Annotated in this window: 23 protein-coding genes; 18 read left to right on the forward strand and 5 right to left on the reverse strand. The window is 39.3% G+C overall.

Annotation, left to right across the window (positions count from 1 at the left end; genetic code table 11):
* Window positions 1–460: 460 nt before the first annotated feature.
* Both JI65_RS13525 and JI65_RS17455 read right to left on the reverse strand, forming a co-directional pair.
* Window positions 461–2,206, reverse strand: a complete 1,746-nt coding sequence (locus tag JI65_RS13525; RefSeq protein WP_242457254.1) for a carbon starvation CstA family protein — start codon at window positions 2,204–2,206, stop codon at window positions 461–463.
* Window positions 2,103–2,831 carry a DUF8052 family protein gene (locus JI65_RS17455; RefSeq protein ID WP_242457253.1) on the reverse strand — a complete coding sequence of 243 codons (729 nt, stop codon included), beginning with the start codon at window positions 2,829–2,831 and terminating at the stop codon, window positions 2,103–2,105. The genes JI65_RS13525 and JI65_RS17455 overlap by 104 nt, the downstream gene beginning before the upstream one ends.
* Window positions 2,832–3,027: 196 nt before the next feature.
* Here JI65_RS17455 and JI65_RS13530 point away from each other — a divergent pair, with 196 nt between their 5' ends.
* Entirely contained in the window at window positions 3,028–3,459 is a 432-nt protein-coding gene (locus tag JI65_RS13530; RefSeq protein ID WP_191017591.1) for a hypothetical protein, read from the forward strand.
* 55 nt (window positions 3,460–3,514) lie between these two features.
* On the opposite strand, the gene JI65_RS13535 is transcribed toward JI65_RS13530, so the two are convergent.
* The 3 genes from JI65_RS13535 to JI65_RS13545 all read right to left on the reverse strand — a co-directional run bounded on the left by JI65_RS13535 (window position 3,515) and on the right by JI65_RS13545 (window position 5,727).
* On the reverse strand, window positions 3,515–4,399 hold the full coding sequence (locus JI65_RS13535; protein ID WP_191017593.1) for a M48 family metallopeptidase: 885 nt from the start codon (window positions 4,397–4,399) through the stop codon (window positions 3,515–3,517).
* 20 nt (window positions 4,400–4,419) lie between these two features.
* Window positions 4,420–4,872, reverse strand: coding sequence for an SH3 domain-containing protein (locus JI65_RS13540; protein ID WP_191017594.1), 453 nt, complete (start codon window positions 4,870–4,872; stop codon window positions 4,420–4,422).
* A gap of 69 nt (window positions 4,873–4,941) precedes the next feature.
* Window positions 4,942–5,727 (reverse strand): HNH endonuclease domain-containing protein, encoded by a 786-nt coding sequence (locus JI65_RS13545; protein WP_191017595.1) that lies wholly within the window; start codon window positions 5,725–5,727, stop codon window positions 4,942–4,944.
* Between the two features lie 34 nt (window positions 5,728–5,761).
* Here JI65_RS13545 and JI65_RS13550 point away from each other — a divergent pair, with 34 nt between their 5' ends.
* The 17 genes from JI65_RS13550 to JI65_RS13630 all read left to right on the forward strand — a co-directional run bounded on the left by JI65_RS13550 (window position 5,762) and on the right by JI65_RS13630 (window position 24,022).
* Complete coding sequence (locus tag JI65_RS13550; RefSeq protein WP_191017596.1) at window positions 5,762–6,307, forward strand: HD domain-containing protein; 546 nt, start codon at window positions 5,762–5,764, stop codon at window positions 6,305–6,307.
* A 287-nt stretch (window positions 6,308–6,594) separates the two neighbouring features.
* A complete protein-coding gene (locus JI65_RS13555; protein WP_191017597.1) occupies window positions 6,595–7,482 on the forward strand; it encodes a nucleotidyltransferase domain-containing protein in 888 nt (295 codons plus the stop codon).
* Window positions 7,483–8,388: a hypothetical protein gene (locus tag JI65_RS13560; protein ID WP_191017598.1), complete on the forward strand. Its 906-nt coding sequence runs from the start codon at window positions 7,483–7,485 to the stop codon at window positions 8,386–8,388.
* Window positions 8,389–8,403: 15 nt separating this feature from the next.
* The gene (locus JI65_RS13565; RefSeq protein ID WP_191017599.1) at window positions 8,404–9,129 is read left to right on the forward strand and encodes a hypothetical protein; all 726 of its coding nucleotides are present in this window, start codon (window positions 8,404–8,406) and stop codon (window positions 9,127–9,129) included.
* Window positions 9,130–9,165: 36 nt separating this feature from the next.
* Window positions 9,166–10,515, forward strand: coding sequence for a WYL domain-containing protein (locus JI65_RS13570; protein ID WP_191017601.1), 1,350 nt, complete (start codon window positions 9,166–9,168; stop codon window positions 10,513–10,515).
* The gene (locus JI65_RS13575) at window positions 10,502–11,443 is read left to right on the forward strand and encodes a WYL domain-containing protein (protein WP_191017603.1); all 942 of its coding nucleotides are present in this window, start codon (window positions 10,502–10,504) and stop codon (window positions 11,441–11,443) included. Before JI65_RS13570 ends, JI65_RS13575 begins: the two co-directional genes overlap by 14 nt.
* A 179-nt stretch (window positions 11,444–11,622) precedes the next feature.
* Window positions 11,623–13,737: an adenylate/guanylate cyclase domain-containing protein gene (locus tag JI65_RS13580; protein ID WP_191017605.1), complete on the forward strand. Its 2,115-nt coding sequence runs from the start codon at window positions 11,623–11,625 to the stop codon at window positions 13,735–13,737.
* Between the two features lie 40 nt (window positions 13,738–13,777).
* Window positions 13,778–14,443 carry an alpha/beta hydrolase gene (locus tag JI65_RS13585; RefSeq protein WP_191017607.1) on the forward strand — a complete coding sequence of 222 codons (666 nt, stop codon included), beginning with the start codon at window positions 13,778–13,780 and terminating at the stop codon, window positions 14,441–14,443.
* Between the two features lie 159 nt (window positions 14,444–14,602).
* Window positions 14,603–15,823, forward strand: a complete 1,221-nt coding sequence (locus tag JI65_RS13590; protein WP_191017608.1) for an RtcB family protein — start codon at window positions 14,603–14,605, stop codon at window positions 15,821–15,823.
* Between the two features lie 35 nt (window positions 15,824–15,858).
* Entirely contained in the window at window positions 15,859–16,116 is a 258-nt protein-coding gene (locus JI65_RS13595; RefSeq protein ID WP_191017610.1) for a hypothetical protein, read from the forward strand.
* A gap of 212 nt (window positions 16,117–16,328) precedes the next feature.
* Window positions 16,329–17,525 (forward strand): integron integrase, encoded by a 1,197-nt coding sequence (locus tag JI65_RS13600; RefSeq protein ID WP_191017612.1) that lies wholly within the window; start codon window positions 16,329–16,331, stop codon window positions 17,523–17,525.
* A 252-nt stretch (window positions 17,526–17,777) separates the two neighbouring features.
* Window positions 17,778–18,350 carry a hypothetical protein gene (locus JI65_RS13605; RefSeq protein ID WP_191017614.1) on the forward strand — a complete coding sequence of 191 codons (573 nt, stop codon included), beginning with the start codon at window positions 17,778–17,780 and terminating at the stop codon, window positions 18,348–18,350.
* A 26-nt stretch (window positions 18,351–18,376) separates the two neighbouring features.
* Window positions 18,377–19,462, forward strand: a complete 1,086-nt coding sequence (locus JI65_RS13610) for an NADase-type glycan-binding domain-containing protein (RefSeq protein ID WP_191017615.1) — start codon at window positions 18,377–18,379, stop codon at window positions 19,460–19,462.
* A gap of 145 nt (window positions 19,463–19,607) precedes the next feature.
* Window positions 19,608–19,817 (forward strand): hypothetical protein, encoded by a 210-nt coding sequence (locus JI65_RS13615; RefSeq protein ID WP_191017622.1) that lies wholly within the window; start codon window positions 19,608–19,610, stop codon window positions 19,815–19,817.
* Window positions 19,814–20,362, forward strand: a complete 549-nt coding sequence (locus JI65_RS13620) for a GNAT family N-acetyltransferase (protein ID WP_191017617.1) — start codon at window positions 19,814–19,816, stop codon at window positions 20,360–20,362. The genes JI65_RS13615 and JI65_RS13620 overlap by 4 nt, the downstream gene beginning before the upstream one ends.
* A gap of 108 nt (window positions 20,363–20,470) precedes the next feature.
* Window positions 20,471–21,268, forward strand: a complete 798-nt coding sequence (locus JI65_RS13625) for a DUF4846 domain-containing protein (protein ID WP_191017619.1) — start codon at window positions 20,471–20,473, stop codon at window positions 21,266–21,268.
* A gap of 333 nt (window positions 21,269–21,601) precedes the next feature.
* Window positions 21,602–24,022, forward strand: a complete 2,421-nt coding sequence (locus tag JI65_RS13630) for a hypothetical protein (RefSeq protein ID WP_191017621.1) — start codon at window positions 21,602–21,604, stop codon at window positions 24,020–24,022.
* The last annotated feature ends 416 nt before the right edge of the window (window positions 24,023–24,438 follow it).

The following is a 24,438-nucleotide window of genomic DNA, read 5'->3' on the forward strand; positions in this document are numbered from 1 at the left end:
CTCGCGCGTAGCTCGCAACTTTTGGAGAAGTTTTCCAAAAATATTGTTCGGTGAAGGGCGTAACGCTGCAAATTAGTTTTTAAGATTCGAGTCGGTTTTAGCGTTACCCGCGAGTTTTTCAGACGAAAAACTTGCGCTTGGGTGGGTGAGTTTGCAGGTGTCCACAAAACGCGGCGGCAAGGAAGGCCGCGCTTTTGTGTGTGCAGTCTTGTTGCTCGCGCGTAGCTCGCAACTTTGGGTGAGAGCTTGGTTAAAATTACTGTCCGTGGGGCGAAACGCGGTGAACTAGCTTTGAGAATTTGGGTTTAGCTTTAGCGTTTCCCGCAAGATTTTCTGATGAAAAACTTGCGCTCTGGTGGGTGAGTTTGTAGGGGGGGACGAAATGTGCTGGCAAGTTTTTTACACTTGCCAGTTTATGGGCACTTCGAAAAACTGAAGTTGTTCGAAGCACCCTTATTTATTAGTCGCACATTGCTACGAGCGGTACTTTTAGACCGTTCTTTTTGCTCTGTTTTGTGAAGGTTCTAATTCCTTCGATTACGAGAACGATTGCAAGAATAGCCATTGCAAAAGCGAATACAATCTGAAAGTAGTCTCCCCAAACTGCTGTGTTCGCAATCACTTTTTTAACTTCCTTGATAACTGTAATTACGAGCTGTGCCAAAGTTGCGCAAAGCATGAACGCCATCGGAATAAAGAACATCTTGTTGTTTTTTCCAACGTTTCCGAGCCATGCGGCAACAGCCATGAGAGCGATTCCTGCGAGAAGCTGGTTTGCAGCACCGAAAAGTGACCAAATTGCAGTAAGCTGGAGACCTCCGAGGATACAGCCAGTTACAACCATCAATGTGGTTCCAAAGAGCGGATTTGCAAGGAGTTTTCTTACAGGAGATTTTGCGTCTTTCCAAGTCGCTTCGTCTTCCTTCAAGAAAAGCTCAGAGAACATAAATCGGCTCAATCGTGTTGCAGAATCCAAAGAAGTAAGAGCAAAGACAGAAACTGCAAGAGTCAAAAGAGCGCTTATCGTTTTGTAAATATGGCTGTCAGGAGTTCCGAACATGAGCGCGATTCCGCTTCCGAAAACGCTTGCCGGTGAACCTGCGAATGCCCACAAACCTTTGTCATTTATCGTAAGGAATTTCTGTTCAGCAACAGAACCTACTACAATTCCTACTGCAATGAGCGAAATGATTCCCAAAGCCGATTCGATGAGCATTGAACCGTATGCGATTGGGCGAGCGTGCTGCTCCGCGTCAAGCTGTTTTGAAGTCGTTCCAGATGCAATCAACGAGTGAAAGCCAGAACAAGCTCCGCAAGCTACGGTTATGAACAAAGTTGGGAACATATATCCGCTTGCCTGAGTCCAACCGGTGAATGCAGGAAGATTAAAATTTAGTCCTCGCGCACCGCCTGTTATAGCAGCAAATACGATTCCGGCGAGGGCAATAAGAATCATAGCATAAAGCAAGAAAGAAGAAAGATAATCTCGTGGCTGGAGCATAATCCAAACCGGTATGATAGAAGCAACAGCAATGTAAAGACCGATTACGACAATCCAAGAAGTTCTTCCCATTGCAAGGCCGTAGTTAAGACCGAACACCGTAATTGCAGTGATTGCGATGATTCCTGCAATCGTGGCAGGGAGCGTCTTGATTCCGAACAAGTTCGTTATGATTCCGTAAAGAACTGCAAGGACAATAAAGCAGATTGAAATCATTGCGGTCGTCTGATTTCCGTTAGGATTTTTTACAATCCCGCTAACTCCCGCATCAGCGGTAAAGAAAGTTCCTGCAACAATATTGACGAACGATGCGATTACAAGAATCAGAACAAGAAGCGCAAAAATGATAAAGAGCTTCTTTGAGAATTTTCCCATTGACGCTTTGATGATTTCGCCAACAGATTTTCCCTCGTTACGAATTGATGCGAACAGCGAACCAAAATCCTGAAGACCACCGAAGAAAATACCTCCGATAACACACCACAAGAATACAGGAACCCATCCGAACACAGCAGCCATAATAGGACCGTTGATTGGACCAGCACCGGCAATTGAAGAAAAGTGGTGTCCCATCAATACGGCAGGTTTTGCCTCAACATAGTCAACTCCGTCTTTCATCGTGTTTGCAGGAGTTTTCTTTGCCGGGTCGATTCCCCACTGTTTCGAGAGCCATCCGCCGTACAAAACGTAACCGGCGAAAAGCATCACAATCGCAGCAATGATAATCAATAATGCTGTCATAACGTTTCTCCTCCTCGAGAAAACTTTTTTTATTTTTAGAAACATTCATGTGTACATCGAAAAACTGTGTTAGCTTTCCGAATGAAAAATCATGAATAATTCCTAAATTGCAAGAATTTTTTTTAGCTCCTTTCCGAATCGGTTGAAAAAAAAATCGGTTTGATGAAAGTTCTGCTGCAATTATCCTAAAACGGCTCCATCCTTTTAGGGTGAACGCATAGGATTTAAAATGATTGATTTTTTTTATTTTTCTTTGGATTTCTGTGTCTAAGTGGTTTGCAATGATGATAAGTGTTACGTCTGAATTTCGATGGTTAAAGTGTGGCTGAACTCTTGAAAGTCCTGTCTCCCATGCGGCAAGTTCAATTTTAGAAAGACAGTCTGCGTTGATTTGGTCGGCGGCATAGAAGAAGACATATTCATTCGATTCGCTTTCGGAGATACGCGCGGATTTTACGAGCACGTATTGCTCTTCAGACGACTTGAATGACGCTTCCGCCGAGAATGGCGGTGTGGGTGATTGCCTGTTCAAATCATAATAACGCTCAAACGAACGAAGAACTTTTTCAAGTTTTTCTGTAACTTTCATAATGGAAAATTATTTTATTAAAATTAAGCAAAAATTAATAGTAAAAAAATAGCCTTTTTCTAGAAATAATCTGATAAAATTTTGTTCTTTTCAATAGAAACATTGTGCACCTAAAAATCAATTTAATCAATTGAATCAAACTTTAACTTGATATAACAAAAGTGTATAATGACTAATCTTTTTGTGAGGAAAAAATATGTTTGTTTTAAAAAGAAAAATTTTTTTTGCAGTTATACTTCTCGCTGTGGCTCAGCTTTTTGCGGCTCCGCCAAAAAATAAGGCTCGTGTAAAAGAAAGCATAAGTTCATTTTTTGTGCAGAATAAACAGAGTTATTCTCAAATTTCTGATGATGACAATGACGATTTGTATTTTATAGGAAACAAGGATTTGTTTTTGTATCCTACATTTTACGGAACCTTGGAGTATGAGCATTATTCATTTGAAAAAAAGCTTTCTGCAAAGGACTTTGATTCCGTTCCGATTACAGGAATGAGTCTCCGCTTCTGTTCAGATTCAAGCGGAAAATCGTATACAATTTGGTTTGCCGATAAAAAAATTTTTGTAATGCAGCCTGACAAATCTTATGTAAAATACAGTTTTGTCAAAAAATGCACTGCGTCAAATTAAAAATCCATGAGGGAAGCCCAAAAAAATCCGATTTTACGAGCTTCCCAAAATGATTCTACAGCTGTGATTTGAATGCTTCAAAACGTTTTTTTCTGGCTTTGTTTTCTTTGAACTTTTTTGGCTGGGTGAATTTTTTGTATTTTTGTGAAAGATACTGACGGCGGATTTTTGGATTTGGATGTGTTTTTCCGAATCCGAGCAAGTCGTCATCTGAAACGGAGTGTTCTTCCAGGGCTAGAAGCATTTCGTCCATTGCTTGCACGTTGTAGCCAGTCGCATAAAGAAGTTCTAGTGCCTTTGCGTCGGCTTCGAATTCCTGGGTGTGGGAATAACCGTTTGTGAGCACGTCTTCCACATCTTTGTCAAAAGTTTCCTTGTCTAGCATTTGTGAGACTGAGTTTCGAATCCTGTTCACTTTGATTGAAGAGACGCTGTGCTGAAGAAGAATGTGCGACAATTCGTGTGCAAGAACTGCTGCCAATGAGTCTTCGCTTGAAGCGCACCGTAAAAGCCCGCGGGTAACCATTATATGTCCGCCGCACGTTGCGAAGGCATTTATTTCATCGGAATCAAGAATCACTACGGAATAATCCTTGAATAGCACCGGACGCTCGGAATGAGCTGCAAGGGAGTGCACGATGAGATTCAGATAGGCCTGTGCGAAAGGCGCGTCCAAAACTTCGTATTTTGTAAGGAATTTTGCGGCCAAGGCGCGGCCAAAATAGTATTCTTCTTCCGGCGAAATTTCCTCTGCGGCATTAAAAATTTGTTCACTGCCTTTAAGCAAGTTTTCTGTTGTTCCAAACTCTTTCTTCTCGCCGCTTAGTTTGGAATGAAAATCCTCAAGAATCCCGTCGCCAAAAGTGTTCGTTATATCCTGAGAAAAAATGCTTCCTGTAAAAAATAATGCTGTGAGTGCAAAAAATAATGACTTTTTCATTATAAACTCCTTTTTTTTGATTACTCAGGATTCAAATTTCCGTCTTTTAGAAAATTTTTTACTTCTTTTTCGGTTACGGTTTTGCTTTCCATGGCATCAACTGCACTGTAGTTCGCATCGCTGCTTTTTTTGAAAGTTTCCTCGTCTTCTTCACCGAATCCTTTACCTGCAAGTGCGATTTCTTGACTGTTTGCACTCACCGTTGAATCTGAAATAACCTTCTTTTTTGTGAGTGCTTTTTCTGGAATCCAGCCCGATTTTCCTTCTTTAGTTTTTGCCAAAACCCAACTTTTTTCTTCCCTTATAACCGTAATCTGCTCACCATATTTTACTTCCAGAGATTTTTTTGCCAGCACAGAAGCCTTGTCCCTGAGCTGAGTTTCCTTTACTGCAACGTATTTTTTATCGCCAACCTTGGAAAAAGCTGCAAATGCCGAAATAAAAATCACTGCGCCTAAAAGAAGTTTTTTCATAATTTCCTCCATGAAAAGTCTTCCGTGGTATTTCCTAAAGAATAACATATTGTTTGTGATATTCAAATATTATGACGATTTTAGAGGAAGAATTTTTTCTGGTGACCAGCCGCTTTGGAATCCGTTAAAAATTGCATTGCTGTACATAAGAGAGAGTTTTGTGAATGAATAAGTTTTGAATTCTTTTTTTACGAGAGGATGATTCATTTGCGCAAGTTTTTCGTTTCGGAGCCGTATGTTTGAAAGAAATGCTTGAGTTGCCAGTTTGTCTGACTTTTTTGAGTTGCACGATGGGCAGGCGAGAACGAAGTTCCATAATTTGTCATCTTTTACGAAACTCCACGGAATAAAATGATCAACGGCGTTTTCCGAAAGTTTTTTTCCGCAGTAAAAACAAGTCGTCTGACCGAACTCAAAAAGTGCTTTGCGGTAGGAATCCAAATTTTCGCGTTCTGTCGAACGGTCGAGTTTGCTTGCAAGCATATAGGAATCTTCCTCTTTGTTTATGCTTTCAAGGTATTTTATCCACTCAAAATAATTGATTTTCTCAAAGTCACTCCTGAATTTTGCGAGGACGACAAAAAAATCCTTGTTAAGATAAATTCCTTCCCACTTTTGCAGTTTTGAAAAATGATAGAATTGCCATTGCGTGTCCGCACAAAATGCTCCGAGCACATATTTTGTTACGACTGATTTTTTGATGTTCTGTGCAAGTTCCAGTTGAAGCTCGGATTTTAGCCCTTCAAATGAAAACTGCACGTCTTTGATTGGAAAATTATATTTTTTGCAAAAATCAGTAAGTTCCCGTTCAATTGCAGCCTTTTTCCCCCTCAGCTTAACTGAAATCTTTCCCATAATATGCTATCATTTGTACTCAGGAGGACATAAAATGGCACTTTCCCTAAAAATTCACGATACAATCATCTTTGCAACACTCAAGCACAGAGACCAAAAACGAAAAGGAACTGAAATTCCTTACATCGTGCATCCAATGGAAGTAATGCAGATTTTGACTGAAAACGGTTGCCCCGAAAATGTGATAATCGCAGGAATCTTGCACGACACGCTTGAAGATACCGACACGACTCCTGCCGAAATTGAGCAAAAATTCGGAAAAGAGATTTTAGAACTCGTTCAGACCGAAAGCGAAGACAAATCGAAATCTTGGAAAGAACGAAAGCAACACACAATTGACTGCCTAAAAAATGATTCTTTGGAAACAAAACTCGTTTGCTGCGCGGATAAACTGTCTAACATCAAGAGCATGTACGCAGATTTTCAGGTGATTGGCGAAAATCTCTGGAAGCGGTTCAACGCGCCAAAAGAAAATATCAAGTGGTATTATGAGTCGATTGTCGCAGCTTTGACAGATTTGGCGACTTATAAGATGTATGCGGAACTTTCTGAAACTGTGAAGGCTGTGTTTATGGAGTAATTTTCCCCGCCGTTTGTATTTCCTGTTCCGCATGTAAAGCCTCCCCTGTGCAGCATTGTCCGCGTTCGGTGGTGGCTTGCAATCGTATTAATCAATTCCGTATATTCCATCTATTCTTTTTCTCTGCTTGCAGTGCTTTCTATCGTGAGAATATCGCCAGATTTCGAATCAACTGTAATCAGCATAGCCGGAAAAGCTGGGGCTGAGTTCTTGTCTTCTTGCAGCGACACTAGCAAACAACTGTCATTCTTCGCACCAAATTTTCCGTGATATGCGCCCGCTCGTAAATGTATAATCAGTTTGAGGTCGTTGAGATGAAACTTATGAGCGAAAAAGACATTGCACAGTCCATAAAAGAAAAATTATCTCAAATTGAAGAGCGCGAGAACGTCCGCATTATTTATGCCTGCGAGAGCGGAAGCCGGGCATGGGGATTTGCTAGTCCAGATTCAGATTATGATGTGCGTTTCATCTTTGTGCGACCGGCTCAGGATTATCTGCGGGTGAAAGAGCTTCCAGACTTTATTGATGCAGAGCTTAATGAAATCTACGACATTAACGGCTGGGATTTGAAGAAGTTCTTTAAGCAGCTTTTCAAATCTAATCCCGTGATTTTTGAATGGGCTAATTCGCCAATTGTTTACAAAACTTCTGACGATTGGGAAAAAGTTAAGGCTTTGATGAATGATTATGTCTGCAAACGAAGCATGATTCATCATTATCTTGGTCTTGCAAAGTCCACGATGAGAAAATCTCTTACGGGCGAGACTGTAACCTATAAGAAATATTTTTATATCTTGAGGGCTGTTCTTGCGGCTTCATGGGTTTTCTATAACGAAAGTCCTGCCCCAACAGAGTATGCGAAGCTTGTTTCGGCAGAAAAAGAGAGACTTTCTCAGGGATTGGATGATTTTGCTGAAAAGAGTTTTGAAGAGCTTCTGAATGACTTGCATAAAAAGAAATCATCAGCTTCTGAAAAGGCGAGTGGAAAACGAAATTTATCTCTGGAAAATTTTATTGATATTCAAATGGCGATTCTTGCTGGAGAAAGTTCAGATTTAGAAAAACAAGTCTTTACTTGGAAAAAGCTGGACGAATTATTTCAGAGTATCGTTCAAGCGGGCGTAAATGAGTGCGACCGCAGGGAAGGTTCCATTTTTAATGGGAGAAATTAAATGGCTGAATATTACAACATGGTTCTTAACGAAGATGAACTCCGCTGGTTTTTTGAGCACAGTATCGAAAAACCGCTTGCTTATGAATCTTATATGATAACGCTTGCCTGTCGCGGTAAAAAATTGACAGATGCAGAACGCGATTATACAAAAGTCGGCTCTCGTGGTGAAATGATGCGGGAAGAACTGATTCGCTGCAGAGGTGGCTTAAATCAGGACTGGAATTTTGATATTTATCGGCAAGCGTTTTATGCCTATAACTGCGATAAACGTTCTCTTTTGACGACTGCGGGCGTTCCTTACCCGGAACATGCGCTGGTAGTTTATTCTGTTGTGAATCCGACGAACGAAATCGACTGCATTGAAGACACTTTTGAGCATTACAACAAGGAGCGAAAAAATCTGACTTCTGCGATTTTGCGTGGTTCTCAGCCAGGAATTCAGGATCATCTTGTAAAAATGCCGAAGGTTTTTGAGCACATGAAAAGCTGTCATGCTTCTCACACAAGCCGACGAATCTGGCTTGATTTTGATATGGACATCAAAAAGGAATTCCGCGTTTCGGATGTATTTGAAAAATCTTATGGCGCACTGCACATGGCTGGGGAAAAGCTTTTTGGGCGTGGAAACTTTGCGATTATCAAAACAAGCGGAGGTTATCACACACTGGTTCGAAAGAAATGTCTGACTTTCAATCCAAATAATTTTCTGAAAGCCGTGATTGATGAAGCCGTGTCCACAGGATTTTCTTTGTCAGATTATGTTGATGAGTTTGTTGCGAACGATTCAGCTCACAAAAGCAAGGACGGAAACAATGTTATAAAGCGTTCGGCTCTAATTCCAACTCCAGGTTGCAGGCAGTATGACAGTTATCCTGTAGTAATTAATAAAGAGGATTTTGAGTAAGGAGGTTTTGGCAAAATGAATCATGACGAATTGACATACAGAGCGAATAAATGTTATGCAGCTGACGTTGTGCGCGAGAAGGTGAGTGAGTACATCGATTTTGCGTTTTACCTTTTGGAGAACAAAATAGACAGTGAGAATATTTTTATTCTTGCGGGGCTTTCGGAGTCTGAAAAGGACGATGCGCGCCACTATTTTGAGCGTGTTCTTGACGAACTGAAAATTAAAATCGAGAAAAGCAAGGCCGACTATTTTTACATCTGCTACCTGTTTGATGGTGTAAAAGCTGGAAAACTTTCTGCTTTTGACGCGGTTTACGATTTGGAAAAACTGTATTGTCAGACACAAAAAAAGATTTTTCAAGAATGGTTGGATTTGTCTTACGAGATTGACTTCTTGTATGATGATACAGTGCTTATTGACCAGCGATACACGCTTACGCGGGAGAATGCGGAAGCGTATGTTTTGCGGCGTTTTGAGCTTTTTAAGATTTTTTATGATTTGGACTTGCCCGAAGATTTTTATGAACAGGCGTATTGCCAAAAGTGCGGTCGGCGTGTAATTCCGAAGAATGTTGTTAAAGGATTATTCAAGAAAAAGTACTTGACCATCTGCCCAAAATGCAAGGGCGACTCTTTTACTTGGTGTTTTGACAACGCGGGCAAGGAGCTTTATCTTAGGGAAATCGGTTTTTCTGAGCGCGACAGCGAGTTGGCCAATAATATAGAAGATTTTGACTAATTTTGTGCTATAATTATTTTACTTTGAGGACAGAAAATGGCGTATTCGGAATTGCTTAAAAATCTTGACACTCTCAGAACTTACATCCGCAGTTTTTACATTTATGGATTCAAGACGCGGGATAAATTCTTAGGCAAAAGCAGCCGCACCTATGATGACGAAAAACGTCGGCTAGAAAATTATCTTGACGGTTACATGGCTTTTCGCCAGAACGAGAACGGCAAGGTGACTTTTCTTTCGATAGACAGTCGGCATACCGCCCATAATCCTCTGTACAAAATCTTTAAGGCAAAATCCTTTACCGCAATGGATATTTCCCTGCATTTTATGCTGATGGACATTCTTTCTGCCGGTAAGAAAAATCCTGCTGAATCAGATAGTCGTCATGCTGAACTTGATTCAGCATCTCCTATTAAAAAGACTTTGAATCAGATTCTTGATGAAATAAATTCTGTCTATCTTAATGATTTTTCTTCAAATGCGATGCCAGAAGAATCTACTGTCAGAAAAAAACTTAAAGAATACGAAGAACTTGGCTTGATTTGCTCAGAAAAAATCGGCAAGACCATGCTTTACTTTCGGAATCCTGAAACTGATTTGTCTGGCATGGAAGATGCTTTGTCCTTCTTTTCGGAAAACGCGTGCTGCGGCGTGGTTGGAAATTTCTTGTATGACAAATTGCCTTTCGAGATTCAGAAAGAGAGCGAGGTTTTTCAGTTCAAGCATCACTACATTACGTCTTCGATTGAATCTGATTTTGTCGCGCTTGTTTTTGCGGCGATTCGTGAACACCGCTACATTGTAATAGAACAAAAAAAGACAAAAAGCATAAGAACAATAAAAAACGAAGTCGTTCCGCTTATGATTTATCAGAGCACGCAGGACGGAAGAATGTATTTGATGGCCTATCGTCCGCACGGAAAATATTTTTTGGCTCTTCGGTTCGATTACATTGTTTCGATGAAAGTGGGCGAATTTTATGAAGGCTTTGAGCAGAAGCGCGCAGAATTTGAGAATCTTCGGAAGCACATTTGGGGCGTGGCTCTAAAGCAGAACAAAAGACACAATGACACTGCGACGACGCACGTTAGTTTTAAAGTTCATTTTGATGATGACGAAAAGTTTATTTATCAGCGGCTTTTGCGGGAGAAACGCTGCGGAAAAGTGAGTTTGCTCGACGAAAACACAGCCCAGTTTGACGCGGATATTTTTGACGCAATGGAAATAATTCCCTGGGCAAGAACTTTTATCTGCCGCATTTCGGATTTTCAGTGTGCCGACATCGGAATCACCCGCCGATTTTACGCCGACATCCGCAAGATGAAAAATTTATATTTTCCAGAGGCAGATTCCCTAAACAATGAGGAGAACAATGTTATTCAGTGAAATCTACAGCGCATATTACAACACGGTTTCCGCAATAATCGCCTGTGCTCAAAAAGAAAAACTTGATTCAGACTCGCTTTACGAGATTGTAAAAAAATCGGCATTTCCGGAAAGCGTAATGACAATCGGCACAAGCCTCGAAAGTGAAAAATGGCCGCTCATAAAAAAAGATTACACAACGAATATAAAAAATCCTCCAACAATGCCACTTTCGATTCTGCAAAAACGCTGGCTAAAAGCAATTTGCGCCGACAAAAAAATCAGACTTTTTGTAAATGACGAAACTCTCGCTCGTCTTGAGTCCGAGCTTTGCAGCGTAGAGCCACTTTTTAGCGAAAAAGATTTTTGCTTGTACGATAGATATTCAGACGGCGACCCGTACGACGAGCTAGAATATCGGGAGAACTTTAGAACGATATTAAATGCAATTCATCAGAAAAAAACTCTGAGCGTTGAATACACGGGCCGTCTCGGCCAAACGAACCGATTTTGCCTAAAACCGTTCAAAATTGAATATTCACAAAAAGACGACAAATTCAGAATCATTTCTAAAGTGCGAAGCCGTTATTCAATCCTGAATATTGCAAGAATAGTCCGTTGCTCGATTGTAGATGATTCCACTTCGGCTGGCGGAGCTGAAGCTAGCTTACCGTACAGCAAAAGAGCCAGCGTGGCCCTTGAAATCTACGATGACAGAAAGGCTCTTGAACGCGTAATGCTCGCCTTTGCACATTTTGAAAAAACTGCCGTGCAACTGAGCGAGGATGTGTATCACCTTACCTTAAATTACGATTTTCGTGACGAAACCGAACTTGTAATTCGCGTTCTGAGTTTTGGCCCCATGATAAAAGTCATTGAGCCGCAAAGCTTCGTGGAATTGGTAAAAGACCGCATTTTAAGGCAGATTGAATTGATGAAAAAGGAATGAAAACACTAAGATTTTAGAGAAATTTGCCATCCGTTCGAGTTTGTTTTGGGTTCATATTTGATTTTTATTCGGCATACCCGTTGATTTGTGGACAATTGCACTGCTTGTGAATTTTTTTCTTTAAATTTCCCTAATTATCATTATAATGAATGTAACTTTTTTGTCAGGGGTTTTGTCAGGTGCCTGATTTTACACGAATTATAAGTATTTCATCTCTTGCTTTTCTTTCTGTCTTTTGCTTTCAGGCAGGGGCTTTTTTGTGCTCAGGACATTCTTTCAGACAGAACAGCAGACGAACGCTCATTTTTATTGAATTTTTTACTGGATTTTTGCTTCTTTCGGATGCGCTTGCTTATTTTTATCGAGGAAACACCGGCATGGCGGGCTATTACATGGTTCGTCTCTGCAATTTTTTTGTTTTTATCTGCAATGCGTCACTGCCGCTTTTCTTTTGTTTTTATATTTGCGAGTTCATAAAGCAGACTCGCTTAAATTTGTCACTTTTTTTGCATCCAAAAGCTTCTATAAAAAATGGAATTCCTATTCAGCTTTTTATAGTCCTTTTTTTTACTTTTCTCGGAATTTTTGTTACTGTCGTAAGTCAATTTACGGATCTTTTCTATTATTTTGACGAAAACAATCTTTATCACAGAAGCACTTTTTATCCGTTAAGCGTTGTTTTAGGAATTTTACCAGAGCTTATTCTATTCACAATGTTGCTGCAAAACAGAAAAAAACTTGCAACGAATGTGTTTGTTTCGCTTTTGCTTTATTTTGGCTTTCCGGTGGTTAGCGTTGTTTTGATTCTTATTAATTACGGTTTTCCGTGGATAAATATTTCGCTTGGACTTGGCGCGTTGCATCTTTTTTATTCTTCTATCAAATTGATGGAACTTGAATTTTATTCGGGTGTCAACACATCTTCAATTCTCACTCCGGTCTATAAAACAGAAGTCGTATTAACAGATTCGCAAAAAAGGGTTGTAAGAAATCATTTTTGGCAGACTCTTTCCGTAAGTTTGGCGGGAATTCTTTTTGTTCTTGTAATTGTTTCAATCAAAGGAATATCGCTTCCTGAAAAGACTTTGACAATCGACGAGCCTTATTCAGTAAATGATTCTTCTAAGTCGCTTTGCGTAACTTTTGTGCGGAACGCAGACAAACATTGGGTTGACGAGGCTGACCCGGACCGAACGGGCGCGCAGTACGACGGTATTATTTTTAACAACATGAAAAGCACAATCGTCACCGACTGGAAGTTCTCGATTTTTGTTCCGAACGGTTGTTCAGTTGATCCGGGGCCGTGGAACGGAACTTTCTTGCTTTCGGATGGCAAATTGAATGTTAAGAAACCGCATGAAGGCGATGCCGAAAATATTCACGGTGAAGATTTTTATACGATTACGCCGTTAAAGACTCTAGGATTTGGCTGTATTATGTACGCTCCGCATGATTATCAGCCGCTTTCGCAAAAAATTGTTTTTACGTATTCAAGCGTATTGAAGCCTCTTACAAATATTCTTTTTGATATTTTTCTTGCTCTGCTTTTTGTTATTTTTATCATTTCAGTGACGATTACGCTTTTTGAAGGAAAACTTATTCGTGTTGAAGAAGAAAACAAAAAACTTGAAAGCACTGTAAAAGAACGCACGAAAGAACTTGAAGAAGAAAAGAATCGTTCTGAAAGTCTGCTTTTGAACATTTTGCCAAAAGAAATTGCAAAAGAGCTTACAGCTCACCCTGACAGAACGATAGCGAAAGAATATCCGAATGTTACGGTGCTTTTTACCGATATTGTAGGATTCACAAAGATAAGTGGCGTAATGACTGCCGAAGAAGTTGTCACTATGCTTAACAAAATGTTCTCTATGTTTGACGAACGCGCAAAACGTGAAGGAATCGAGAAAATCAAAACAATTGGCGATGCTTACATGGCTGCAACCGGTCTTACGCAAGAGCATTATAATGACGGAGCTTTTAAAATGCTGCGTTTTGCAAAAGGTCTTTTGAACGACGTTCGTTCTTTTAACGAAACTTCTCCTGTAAAACTTTTGATTAGACTCGGAATAAATTCAGGTCCTGTCGTTGCAGGCGTAATCGGAAAAACAAAATTCATTTACGACATTTGGGGCGACACTGTTAACGTTGCAAGCCGAATGGAGAGCACTGGCCTTCCAATGCGAATCCACGTGACAGAAACAACAAAAGCTCAGACTTCAAACCTTTACCACTACAGCAAGAATTCAGAAATCGATGTAAAAGGAAAAGGCATTATGAAGACTTACTTTTTGTAGTTTTTCGTAAATAAATGAAATTACAATTTCGGGTTAATCAATGAATGTATTTTCAACTCAAAAATATACAAATGCGCCCGTTTTCATTTGGGGAAAAGACGGTTCACATGAAGAAAGTGCTAAAAGTCTTTTTGAGGAAGTTACTGCTCTGACCGACAAGGATTTTTCGTTAGCAGTATTTGATGTTTTTGATTGGAATTCTCAATTCTCCCCTTGGGCTGCTCCCGCTGTTTTTGGAAAAGAAAATTTTGAAGGGAAGGGGAGCGAGACTTTAAAATTTCTCGAAAAAGAGTTTTTACCCGATATAAAATCTAAATTTGATGGAAGTAAAATTTATCTTGCAGGATATTCCCTTGCCGGACTTTTTTCACTCTGGGCCTTATATGAATCTAGCCAATTTTCTGGAGCAGTCTGTTGCTCTTCATCACTTTGGTTTGAAAAATGGGATGAATTCGTGTCTCTTCATAAACTAAAATCCCCGTCAAGAATCTATATGAGCCTTGGAGACCGTGAAGAAAAAACAAAAAACCAGGTTATGGCAAAAGTTGGGGAAAGAACGCGAAATCAGATTGAAATATTAAAAAATGACTGCAATGCTGAAAGAGTTTATTTTGAATTGAATAAAGGCGGACATTTTGATGAGCCATTAAAACGGCTCGCAAAAGGAATTGCCGCACTTCTGGAATCAAAAGCCTCTTCTGAATAGCTCACGCATTATTTTTTTTCGCACCAAATTTTCCGTGATTGGAGAATCGTTCCTTGATAAAGTAAAACTCATAAAGATTCTTCCAGCACTTTATTGCTCTGTGCTATGAATGCGTCACGGCGGTGACGCGAGAATCTTGTTTTACAAGGAGGTCGCAAAATGCAGACAGTTACAGGAAAATTTAACGAAGCGAAAGTTTTTACGGATGTTGTTGATGAAACTTCTCTTGAACAGATTAGGACTTTGTGCGACCAGGAATTTACTTCTGGGGCAAAAATCCGTTTGATGCCGGACGTTCATGCCGGGGCGGGCTGTACGATTGGAACGACGATGACAATCAAGGACAAGATTGTTCCGAATCTTGTTGGAGTTGATATTGGCTGCGGAATGGAAACTTTGTGCATCAAAGCTGATAGCGAAGTGAGCGAGACTTTTGACGGAGCAAAACTTGATAAAATCATCCGTAAGAATATTCCGTCGGGATTTAAAATCCGTAAGTTTCCGCACGAGTTTGTAAGTCAGGTTGAGTGGAACAGCATAAAAGGCAATTTTAACAAAAGTCGGGCGCGCCTTAGTCTTGGAACGCTCGGCGGCGGAAATCATTTTATTGAAGCTGACCGTGACGACGAAGGCAACTTGTATATCGTCGTGCATTCGGGAAGCCGCCATGCGGGACTTGAAATCGCCGATTACTATCAGAAGATGGCTTGGAAGCAGCTTAACGGAAACTGCGATGCTGACAAAAGACACTTAATCGAAACGTTGAAAGCTGAAGGCAAAGAGCAGGAGATTCAGGCTCGGCTTGAAGAATTAAACTCCCAGATTTTGACGAATATTCCAAAAGATTTGGCTTACGTGAGCGGCGAACTTTTTGACGACTACATCAACGACATGAGAATCATGCAGCATTTTGCGATGCTGAACCGTAAGGCGATGATTCAGACGATTTCCATTGGGCTTCGCTTAAAGAAAGAGGACATAATCGACCAATTCACAACGATTCATAACTACATCGACACGGAAAATATGATTTTGCGGAAGGGCGCGGTGAGTGCCCAAAAAGGCGAAAAACTCTTAATTCCAATCAACATGCGGGACGGCTCGTTAATCTGCGTCGGCAAAGGCAACGAGGACTGGAATTGTTCTGCTCCGCATGGTGCCGGTCGTGTTATGAGCCGTGTTAAGGCAAGAAAAGAGTTGAGCATGGAAGAATTCAAAGCTGAAATGAGCGGAATCTGGTCGTCCACAGTAAATTTGGACACGATTGACGAAGCTCCCATGGCATACAAAACAATGGACGACATTGTGGCAAACATCGGACCGACAGCCGAGATTGTAAAAGTTATAAAACCGATTTACAACTTTAAGGCTGCGGATTAAGGGCTGGCGGGGCGAGTAACTGAACTGCCGCGGGGATGACCTGCGGTAGAGTTTCTTACACGGTAGATTGGACAGCCCCAAGCGGTGTAGACGGTTGTCTGGTTTACATGAAAAAAAATGCATCTTCTGAATGGGAGAAATGCAACCCAACAGCGACAGGTCTGAACTCTTATGTTTATGGCGGGGCAACATTTGCTGTTGCTTCATATCAGAATATTGCAGCAGAATTGCGCGCTTCAAAAACTTACAACTTTGGAAAGAAGGTTCTTGCAAGCCGTTCTGAAAATCAATAAGCTATACCTTTTCGAGCAGCATTGCCTGCGACGGGGGTCACCGTAGGCCCGTCAATTTTCCTCTTGCACCGTGATTTATAGATTGATTGAAAACTCTTCAAAATCGCTTTTAATCGTCCAAAGTTGAGTGACCGATAAAGAAGTGTGTTGAACGAATGGATTTCGTGTGATGTTTTTGATTCATAAATCTTTGAAGCGCAAGAGGTACAAAAATGACTGTTTTTATAAAACCTTTCAATGAAAAATATTTTTCTGTCAGTTTTCCTGAAAAATTTAACGACACGATTCTGAATGCCGTTCGAACTGTGCCGAATCGAATATGGAATAATGAACAAAAAATTTGGCTCGTTCCGTCCAATCAAAATGCAATGAATTTATTGCTTGAAAATATCTATGGAACTAATCTTTTTAATTTTGAAGATGAATCGTATAGTCTTCCAAAACCGGAAAGTTTTTTAGATTCTGAATTGAACAAACTTGATTCCGCGTTAAAAGTCCGTCATTATTCAATCTGCACGATAGAACGCTACAAAAAATGGGTTCGGAATTTTCTTTCCGAAAATGAAAAAATAGAAAGCGGCAGTGAGAATCAGAAAATAAATGAATACTTGAAAAGTCTTGCTCTAAAGAAAAATGTAAGTTCCTCCACGCAAAATCAAGCTTTGGCAGCCCTGCTGTTTTACTTTCGGTTCGTAAAAAATACGCCCGTCGAAACTTTGTCTTCCGTAATCCATGCAAAGAAAAAAGTTCGGATTCCCGTGGTTTTTAGCCGAGAAGAAGTCGTAAAAGTCATAAACAACTTGACTGGAACAAAAAAACTGATTGCAAAACTCCTTTACGGAACAGGACTTAGGCTCAACGAGACACTTTCTTTAAGAATCTTGGACTTGGATTTTGACAGAAACGAAATTATCGTTCGCCACGGAAAAGGCGATAAAGACCGTCACGTAATGCTTCCTCAAAAGCTGATTCCAGAACTCAAAGCTCAAATAGAACTTGTGAAAAAACTTCACGAAAAAGACTTGGCAGAAGGCTGGGGCAAAGTCGCTATGCCAGAAGCTCTCGGAGCAAAATATCCGCACGGTTGTAACGAATTAAAATGGCAGTGGCTCTTTCCGCAGAAAAACCGCTGGAAAAACGAACTGACAAAAGAAGAAGGAAGATTTCATATTGATGAATCTTTGGTCCAGCGCGCCGTAAAAAATGCGATTCTTGAAGCCGGTATTAACAAAAATGCAAGTTGCCACACATTCCGTCATTCATTTGCTACTCACCTGCTTGAATCAGGCTACGACATCCGCACGATTCAGGAGCTCCTCGGCCACAGCGACGTAAGCACCACCATGATTTACACTCATGTATTGAACCGCGGTGCCGGCGGAGTACTGAGTCCCTTGGACAGGCTTTGATTTTACGCGTACCCGTGTAAAATATTGCGACAAAGCATAAAAGCATGTTATTATTGGATTTAAGTTATTTGCGGTTCAGCTTACACTGACATTTTTGCAGTATAAACTGTTTACCGTGGATACGGAGAATATTTGTTATGTGGACGGCTCACTGAGCCGCATGAAATAGTTTTTTGCGGTATTATTATAGAAAATATGAGAAGAATCAGCATCATCTTTATAATTCTGCTTATAATTTCATCTTGTACGGATTTGTCCGCAGAAGGCTTTTTTGCTGGAATTCTTTATCCAAAAATTGTATATGATATTAAGCAGAAAAATCAGCCGCCGCTCTCGATAAAAAAAAGGTTCGCAAATGGAAGTGAGTATGGGCAGGAACTGCTGTTCACTTTCAGACGAGCGGGGAATAATTTCAAGTATCGGATATACCTTGATGTTTTTACACGCAAGGCATATTCGGGCATCCTCATAAAGAAGATGTGGGTTACCTACGGCGGAAAGGAATATCAAGTACTGAAGGATATATCCCTTGCAATTCCTGAAAAGGTCGTGAGTGTTGAGGCAATTGACAAGCACACGAACAAAGATGAGTGGCTCAGCAACGGCGAATTTTACTTTACGCAGGGCATATATATGCGCCCGCGGCAGGGAAGCAAAGGATTACCCAAGATAAACTTCCAGAAGATTTTCGGCAGCGGGAAAAAGCAGGGCATCACTTTCACCCTGACCTGCATATATCAGTTTGACGGTGGCACGGAAAAGACGATAAAGGCTGAGTATGATGTCTCGTGCTTTGACGGCAGATACATTCCGCCGTTTTTCTGATAAAATCACACACGGAGAATTCATATATGGAAAAAACACTATCGCTTATCACAATTTTGCTTTGCATTATGCAAGCCGCGTTTTCCCAAGCCCCCGAACTCAAAAACATCATGCCGAACAGTTATCAGAAACTCACGCGGCTTTCGGAAGCGGAGGAGCGGGCGTTTATGGAGAGAGAGGCGGCAATAAAAGCGGTCTCGGCAATAGACAACTACCACATCAGGCAGAAGCCGCTTTCGGAACTGCATTATCAGGTCTTTGCGGAGACGGACTGTGGCTTGCAGTTCTACAGGCTTCTTGTAAGCGAAAGCCCGCTGGAAGCGGCTTATACAGCCGAATACAAAAGCAAGACGATAACGGCGGATGAAAATTTAAGCGAAAACACTGTTTTCCAAATTGTGTTCATAAAGACAAAAACGAACGCTCTCCAAAAGATAGGACTTTTTCCCTATGCGGATAAGTGGGCAACACAGGGAAAAACGGAGGGGGTTACATTTAATGATTTGATGATAAAGACTCTCAATAAAAGTGAAATCGGGTTCTTTGTTACGGAAGTAAGCGTTGGATTCGTGGTGGACAGAAGCAAGCTGGATGAAAACAAAGTGAAAATCGACTACTACACTTGCAAGAATCAGATTGCCGCATACAACCGCACCTGGTTTTCAAAATACCACATTGACGAAAGCATCACAGACGCGAGCAAAGACAGCATTGACATTCAAGCCTCAGACTGTCTTTTTGACGCCAAATGCCCGCTCAAATACAGCATACAGAACGCCTTTGATGGTAATCCTGAAACAAGCTATGTCGAGAATACGGAAGATGATTTGATGAAAGTAGATGTTTGGCTTGGACAGGTTGTAGATAAAATGGGAATTATCAATGGTTATGCTCAATCTAATGAATTATACAATGCTAATAATAGAATTAAGCAGATCGAAAATTATTTTGAATTAGAAGATAATAAATTGTCGTATCAATTTATATCATGTAGAGGAACAAATATCTCGTTTACGTCATTTTATAAAGGGAATAAATATAATGATACTTGTATAGCAGAAATTAATTATTTTTTTGATAAAAAATGGTTTTTTGGAGATATAGATGAGTGAAGTATGGCAAAGAAACTTAGCTGTTCCATATTTTACTCAACGAGATAATACTTATGTTTGACAGCAGTTAGACGATTTACTAATACAGTTTGCGATATAGATTTTTTTGTTAAAAAGTGCTATATTAAAAACAAGGAGGCTTACTATGGCTAGACCAATTCGGGAAACACCTATTTTGTTCGGCGAAGACGGCAAGCGTTTTGAAGAAAAAATGCGTAATGCAAAATGCACCGTAACACCAGAACAGTATGCAGTTATGTATTCTCATTACAAGTCAGTTTTGGCAAGTCTTGAGAGAGGCGAAACTGCAAGAAAAACTCGCTTGGCTCAGAGAGTTGGAGCGATTGCAAAGTGATTTTGGACTTCTTTGAGCATTACGACATTCAGAAATTTGAAAGCGACATACCGACAGATGAATTTGACTGTGGCGATGAAGATTTGAATGACTTTATAAAGAATGAAGTTCAGATTTATAAAAAGCAGTTGATTGCAATGCCGTATGTCGTTGTCGAAAAAGGCAAAACTGACAAAGTTTTAGCGTATTTTACACTATCAAATGACAAAATTGCGGTTACAGATTTCGCATCAAACAATCAGTTCAATAAATTTAAAAAGAAAAACTTCAATAAGGAAAAGTATTTACGAAGCTATCCGTCTGTAAAAATCGGAAGGCTTGGAATTTCTAAAAATTTACAAGGAACTGGAGTCGGTACAAATATAATCGATTTTATAAAACTCTATTTTTTGGAAGATAATAAGACAGGCTGCCGTTTTATTACTGTTGATGCGTACAATGCTGCAGTTCCATTTTATGAAAAGAATGGATTTGACTTCCTTGTGAAGAAAGATGAGAATCCAACGCAACTTATGTATTTTGATTTAATAAACTTGGTGCAGTAATGAAATAATATCACATAACATGCACTTCAAAGCCGATGCCGTGTCAAGCACGGCACGGTTTAAGTGCGTTGTTACACGGACGCCCGCACTGGGGCGCGAGAAAAGGAAATGAAAAAAATATTTATTGCAGTTTTAATTATATTTTCAGCATCTTTAATTTTTTCGCAGCAAATAAATCAATCTGGAAAAAATATTTTAGAGCGTTTTCTTCCTCCAAAAAACTATGAAAGAGTTGAAATTTCAGAAAATTCATTCGGCGCATTTTTGCGTAAGTTTCCATTAAAAGAGTATGGAAGTCCTGTTCTAATGTATAATGGACAGACAAAAAGAAATAATGTACATATTTCTGTTTTTAATATGCCACTTCTGAATGTTGATTTAATTCAATGTGCTGATGCTGTTATAAAACTAAGGGCAGAATACTTATATAATCAAAAACGATATTCAGAAATTCAATTTCATATTACAAATGGCATGCTTGTTCCTTTTGAAAAATTTGCGAATGGCGAGCGTGTAATTGTTTCCGGCAATAAGACACAATGGGAAAGCGGTTATAAAAAAGGTTTTGGCCGAGATGTTTTTGAAGAATATCTAAGGTTTATTTACAGTTATGCAGGAACTTATTCTTTATCCCAGGAAGCAAAAAAGAAAGATATTTCAAATATAGAAATTGGTGATTTCTTTATTTATGGTGGAAGTCCTGGACATGTAGTTCTTGTGTTGGATATTGCCATTGATAAATCTACAGGAAAAAAGATAATGCTGCTTGGACAAAGTTATATGCCGTCGCAAGAATTTCATATATTAAAAAGCTATGAGAATATAAGCCCATGGTACTATATAGAAGATACTGTTTTGGAAACTCCCGAATGGATATTTCAAAAAGGAAGTTTGATGGGTTTTTAATACTCAGGTGTTTATTTTCCTCTCTGAGTCAAGCACAGAGAGGAAAATATAATTAAACTTTATGGCTTGGACGAAGAAGCGGTTGTAATCGGCTTTACGCTGCTTTAAATAATAATAAATTAGAAGCGTTTGCTTCTCAAAAAATATAGAATAGATTTTGTAATCTATTAGAAAGAAAATCGTGTAACAAAGGTTCGTAGCCGACAGCGGGGCGAGCCCGCTGCGGTACAACCAGTTGTTATGCTCACAGCCCACTGGGCTGGTAGTTTTATAGAAATATAAAAAATTAGGGCATTTCAAAATTCTCCAAAAACTAACTTTTTGGAAACAGAAATGTCCTTATATGAAGAATTACAAAAAGTCTCATCTGAAGAAGATGTAAAAGACTTGTACATTAAAGCTTTAAAATTAAAAGGTTATCAAAAGAATCTAATTGATATACAGACAAAAGAAGTATGGTTTGAAGCAAAAGTTGGTTCAAAAAATACAACTTATGCAATGTTTACGCAACTTCTGTTTTATGTAAATTACGCTTTGGAACATGGAGAATATATTCCTCCATTTTTATGTGTAATCGACAGCGTAAAAGCTGCATTAATGAAAACAGATATTGCCCTTCCACTTTTAAAAGATAAATCCATAAAAATAAAATGGGGAAAATCTGCAAGCGATGTAACCCAAGATGCACTTGATAAAGTAAGTCAATTCATTGGAACTCATTTTGTTTCCTACAATATAAAATTCAATGAAAAAGAATTTATAGAAGCTGTACATAACGCAATCGAAAAAGGCGAAATCATTCGAACTCAAATTACACCCGACAATTTGAAACAGGTATTTGATAAATGGGTCGATATGATAGGTAAAGAAATAAAAGGAGTCGCGCCAGAAGATTATGCTCTTTTATTCTATGCCGACACAATGAATGACGGAACGGTCAGCACTCATGAAAATCTTCCCGCGGAACTTTTGCATAAAGGAACAAAACCTGTATTTTCATTGAATGGAAAACTCTATGAACTAGGAAGTGTTGAGGGGTATAGAAAATTTTGGGCAATTTTTGACCGTCCGCCAAAAGAAGAATATAGAAATTATTTGCTTGAAAGGCGAGATACACTAATTCCGTATGACGAACGAAGTTTTAAAGGTGCATACTATACTCCGCTTAATGTCGTCGATAAAGCCTATGAACTTTTAAATAAAACTTTAGGCGATGGTTGGCAAAAAGAATACATTGTTTGGGATATGTGCTGTGGTGTTGGAAACCTAGAAACAAAGCATTCTAATGCAAGAAACATTTATATGAGTACGCTTGACCAGGCAGATGTAGATGTAATGAAAGCCGCTAAAACATGTGTCGCTGCACAAAGATTTCAATATGATTATTTAAATGATGACATTACGGATGATGGAAAAATAGACTATTCACTTACGAATAAAATTCCACAGAGTTTACAGAAAATAATTGCTGATTCAAAAGCTGGTAAGAAGAAAATATTGGTGTTGATTAATCCGCCATACGGAGAAGCAACAAGTTCTGATAATGCAAGAAAAGGAACAGGCATTGATGCAAGCAAAACTGGTATTAAATTAACCCATTGGGCTGAATTTGGAATGAAAAAATGGGGAAAAGCTAGCAATGAGTTGTTCTTACAATTTGTAACACGTATTTTTGAAGAAATTCCAAACGCAACATTAGCAATGTTCTCAAAAATGAAATATGTTACAGCACAGACTTTAGATGTTTTTAGAAATACTTGGAGTGCAGAGTTTCTAAATGGATTTGCTGTTCATTCGAAATCTTTCGAAGGTCTTCGAGGTGATTTTCCAATAGGGTTTTTAATTTGGAAACAAAATTCTAAATCTTCAACAGTAATAAAAGAAGTTTCCTGTGAATTGTTGGATAAAGATTCTAATCCAATTGGACAAAAAACTTTTTATAATGCAAAAGAAAATGAATTATTAATAAATTGGATTGACCGAGTTAAACCTAATAAAGAAAACTGTATTCCATTAAAGAATGCAATACTCCCGGCAACAGCAACAAAAGATTTAAGAGGAACAAAATGGGCAGACGGAGCCTTGGGGTACTTCTGGTGTAATAGCAATGATACACAACAAGCAGAATCTCGAACTGCATTATTCTCATCAGGTTTTAATGGCGGACATGGATTTTATGTTGTTTATGAGAATCTAGAAAAAGTTGCTGTTGAATTAACTGTTAGAAAAATAATCCCTCATGTTTGGAAAAATGATGTTGATCAATTCTTAAAACCTGAAAAGGAACTATCAGATGAATTTAAAAATGACTGTTTAATTTGGATGTTGTTTGCTGGATGTAATCTAACCGCGAGTGCTAATGACTTGGAATGGAATAATCAAAAATGGAGTATTGTAAACCATTTTATTCCATTTACAGAAACAGAAGTAAATGCAAATGACCGTTTTGAAAGTGATTTTATGGTTCAATATATGCAGGATAAAACATTTTCAAAAGAAGCTCAAAATGTACTAGACGAAGGTAAGAAAATCTGGCAAAAATATTTTGAAACGGACTTTAATCATGAAATCCGTGATAAATATAAATTAAACAGAGCCGATGTAGGTTGGTATCAGATAAGGTTTGCAATAAAGGCTTACAATGAACTTGGAGAAAATATTCCAATCAGTTTTGAAGCTTTTGAAAATGCATATAATGAGCTGACTGAAAAATTGAAACCGCAAGTATATTCTTACGGTTTCTTGAAAGCGTAAAAAAGCATAACATGGTTTTCAAAACCGATAAAAACTTTGTCACAAAAGTTGCTTTTCGTGGCTTTACGCCACCGCAACTTTTGCGCCAATTTTGCCTTCGGCAAAACCGTTTTTACGGTTTAAAACGCTAGTTAGGTTGACAGGCCGGGGGCCTGAAAATTTTTGGAAACAAATAGTAAGAAATCACCCGTGAAACAAAAGACGGTTTGTAATAATTAATCCGTGCTTGCAGCAGTGCGGGTCAAGCCCGCAAGAATGGCTAGCCGGTAAAACGGCCGCCGGGTCAGGCCCGTCTGCCTGAAAAAACTTGCAGTGCAGAAAGTAGGGGCAAGTCAAGCTTGCCCTTTCTTTTCTGTGACGGAAAACAGATGAATGCCGGAGAGAAAACTATAATATAGAAGCTTTTTGAAAAAAAA

This window comes from Treponema zioleckii, assembly GCF_014737315.1.
GTDB lineage: Bacteria > Spirochaetota > Spirochaetia > Treponematales > Treponemataceae > Treponema_D > Treponema_D zioleckii.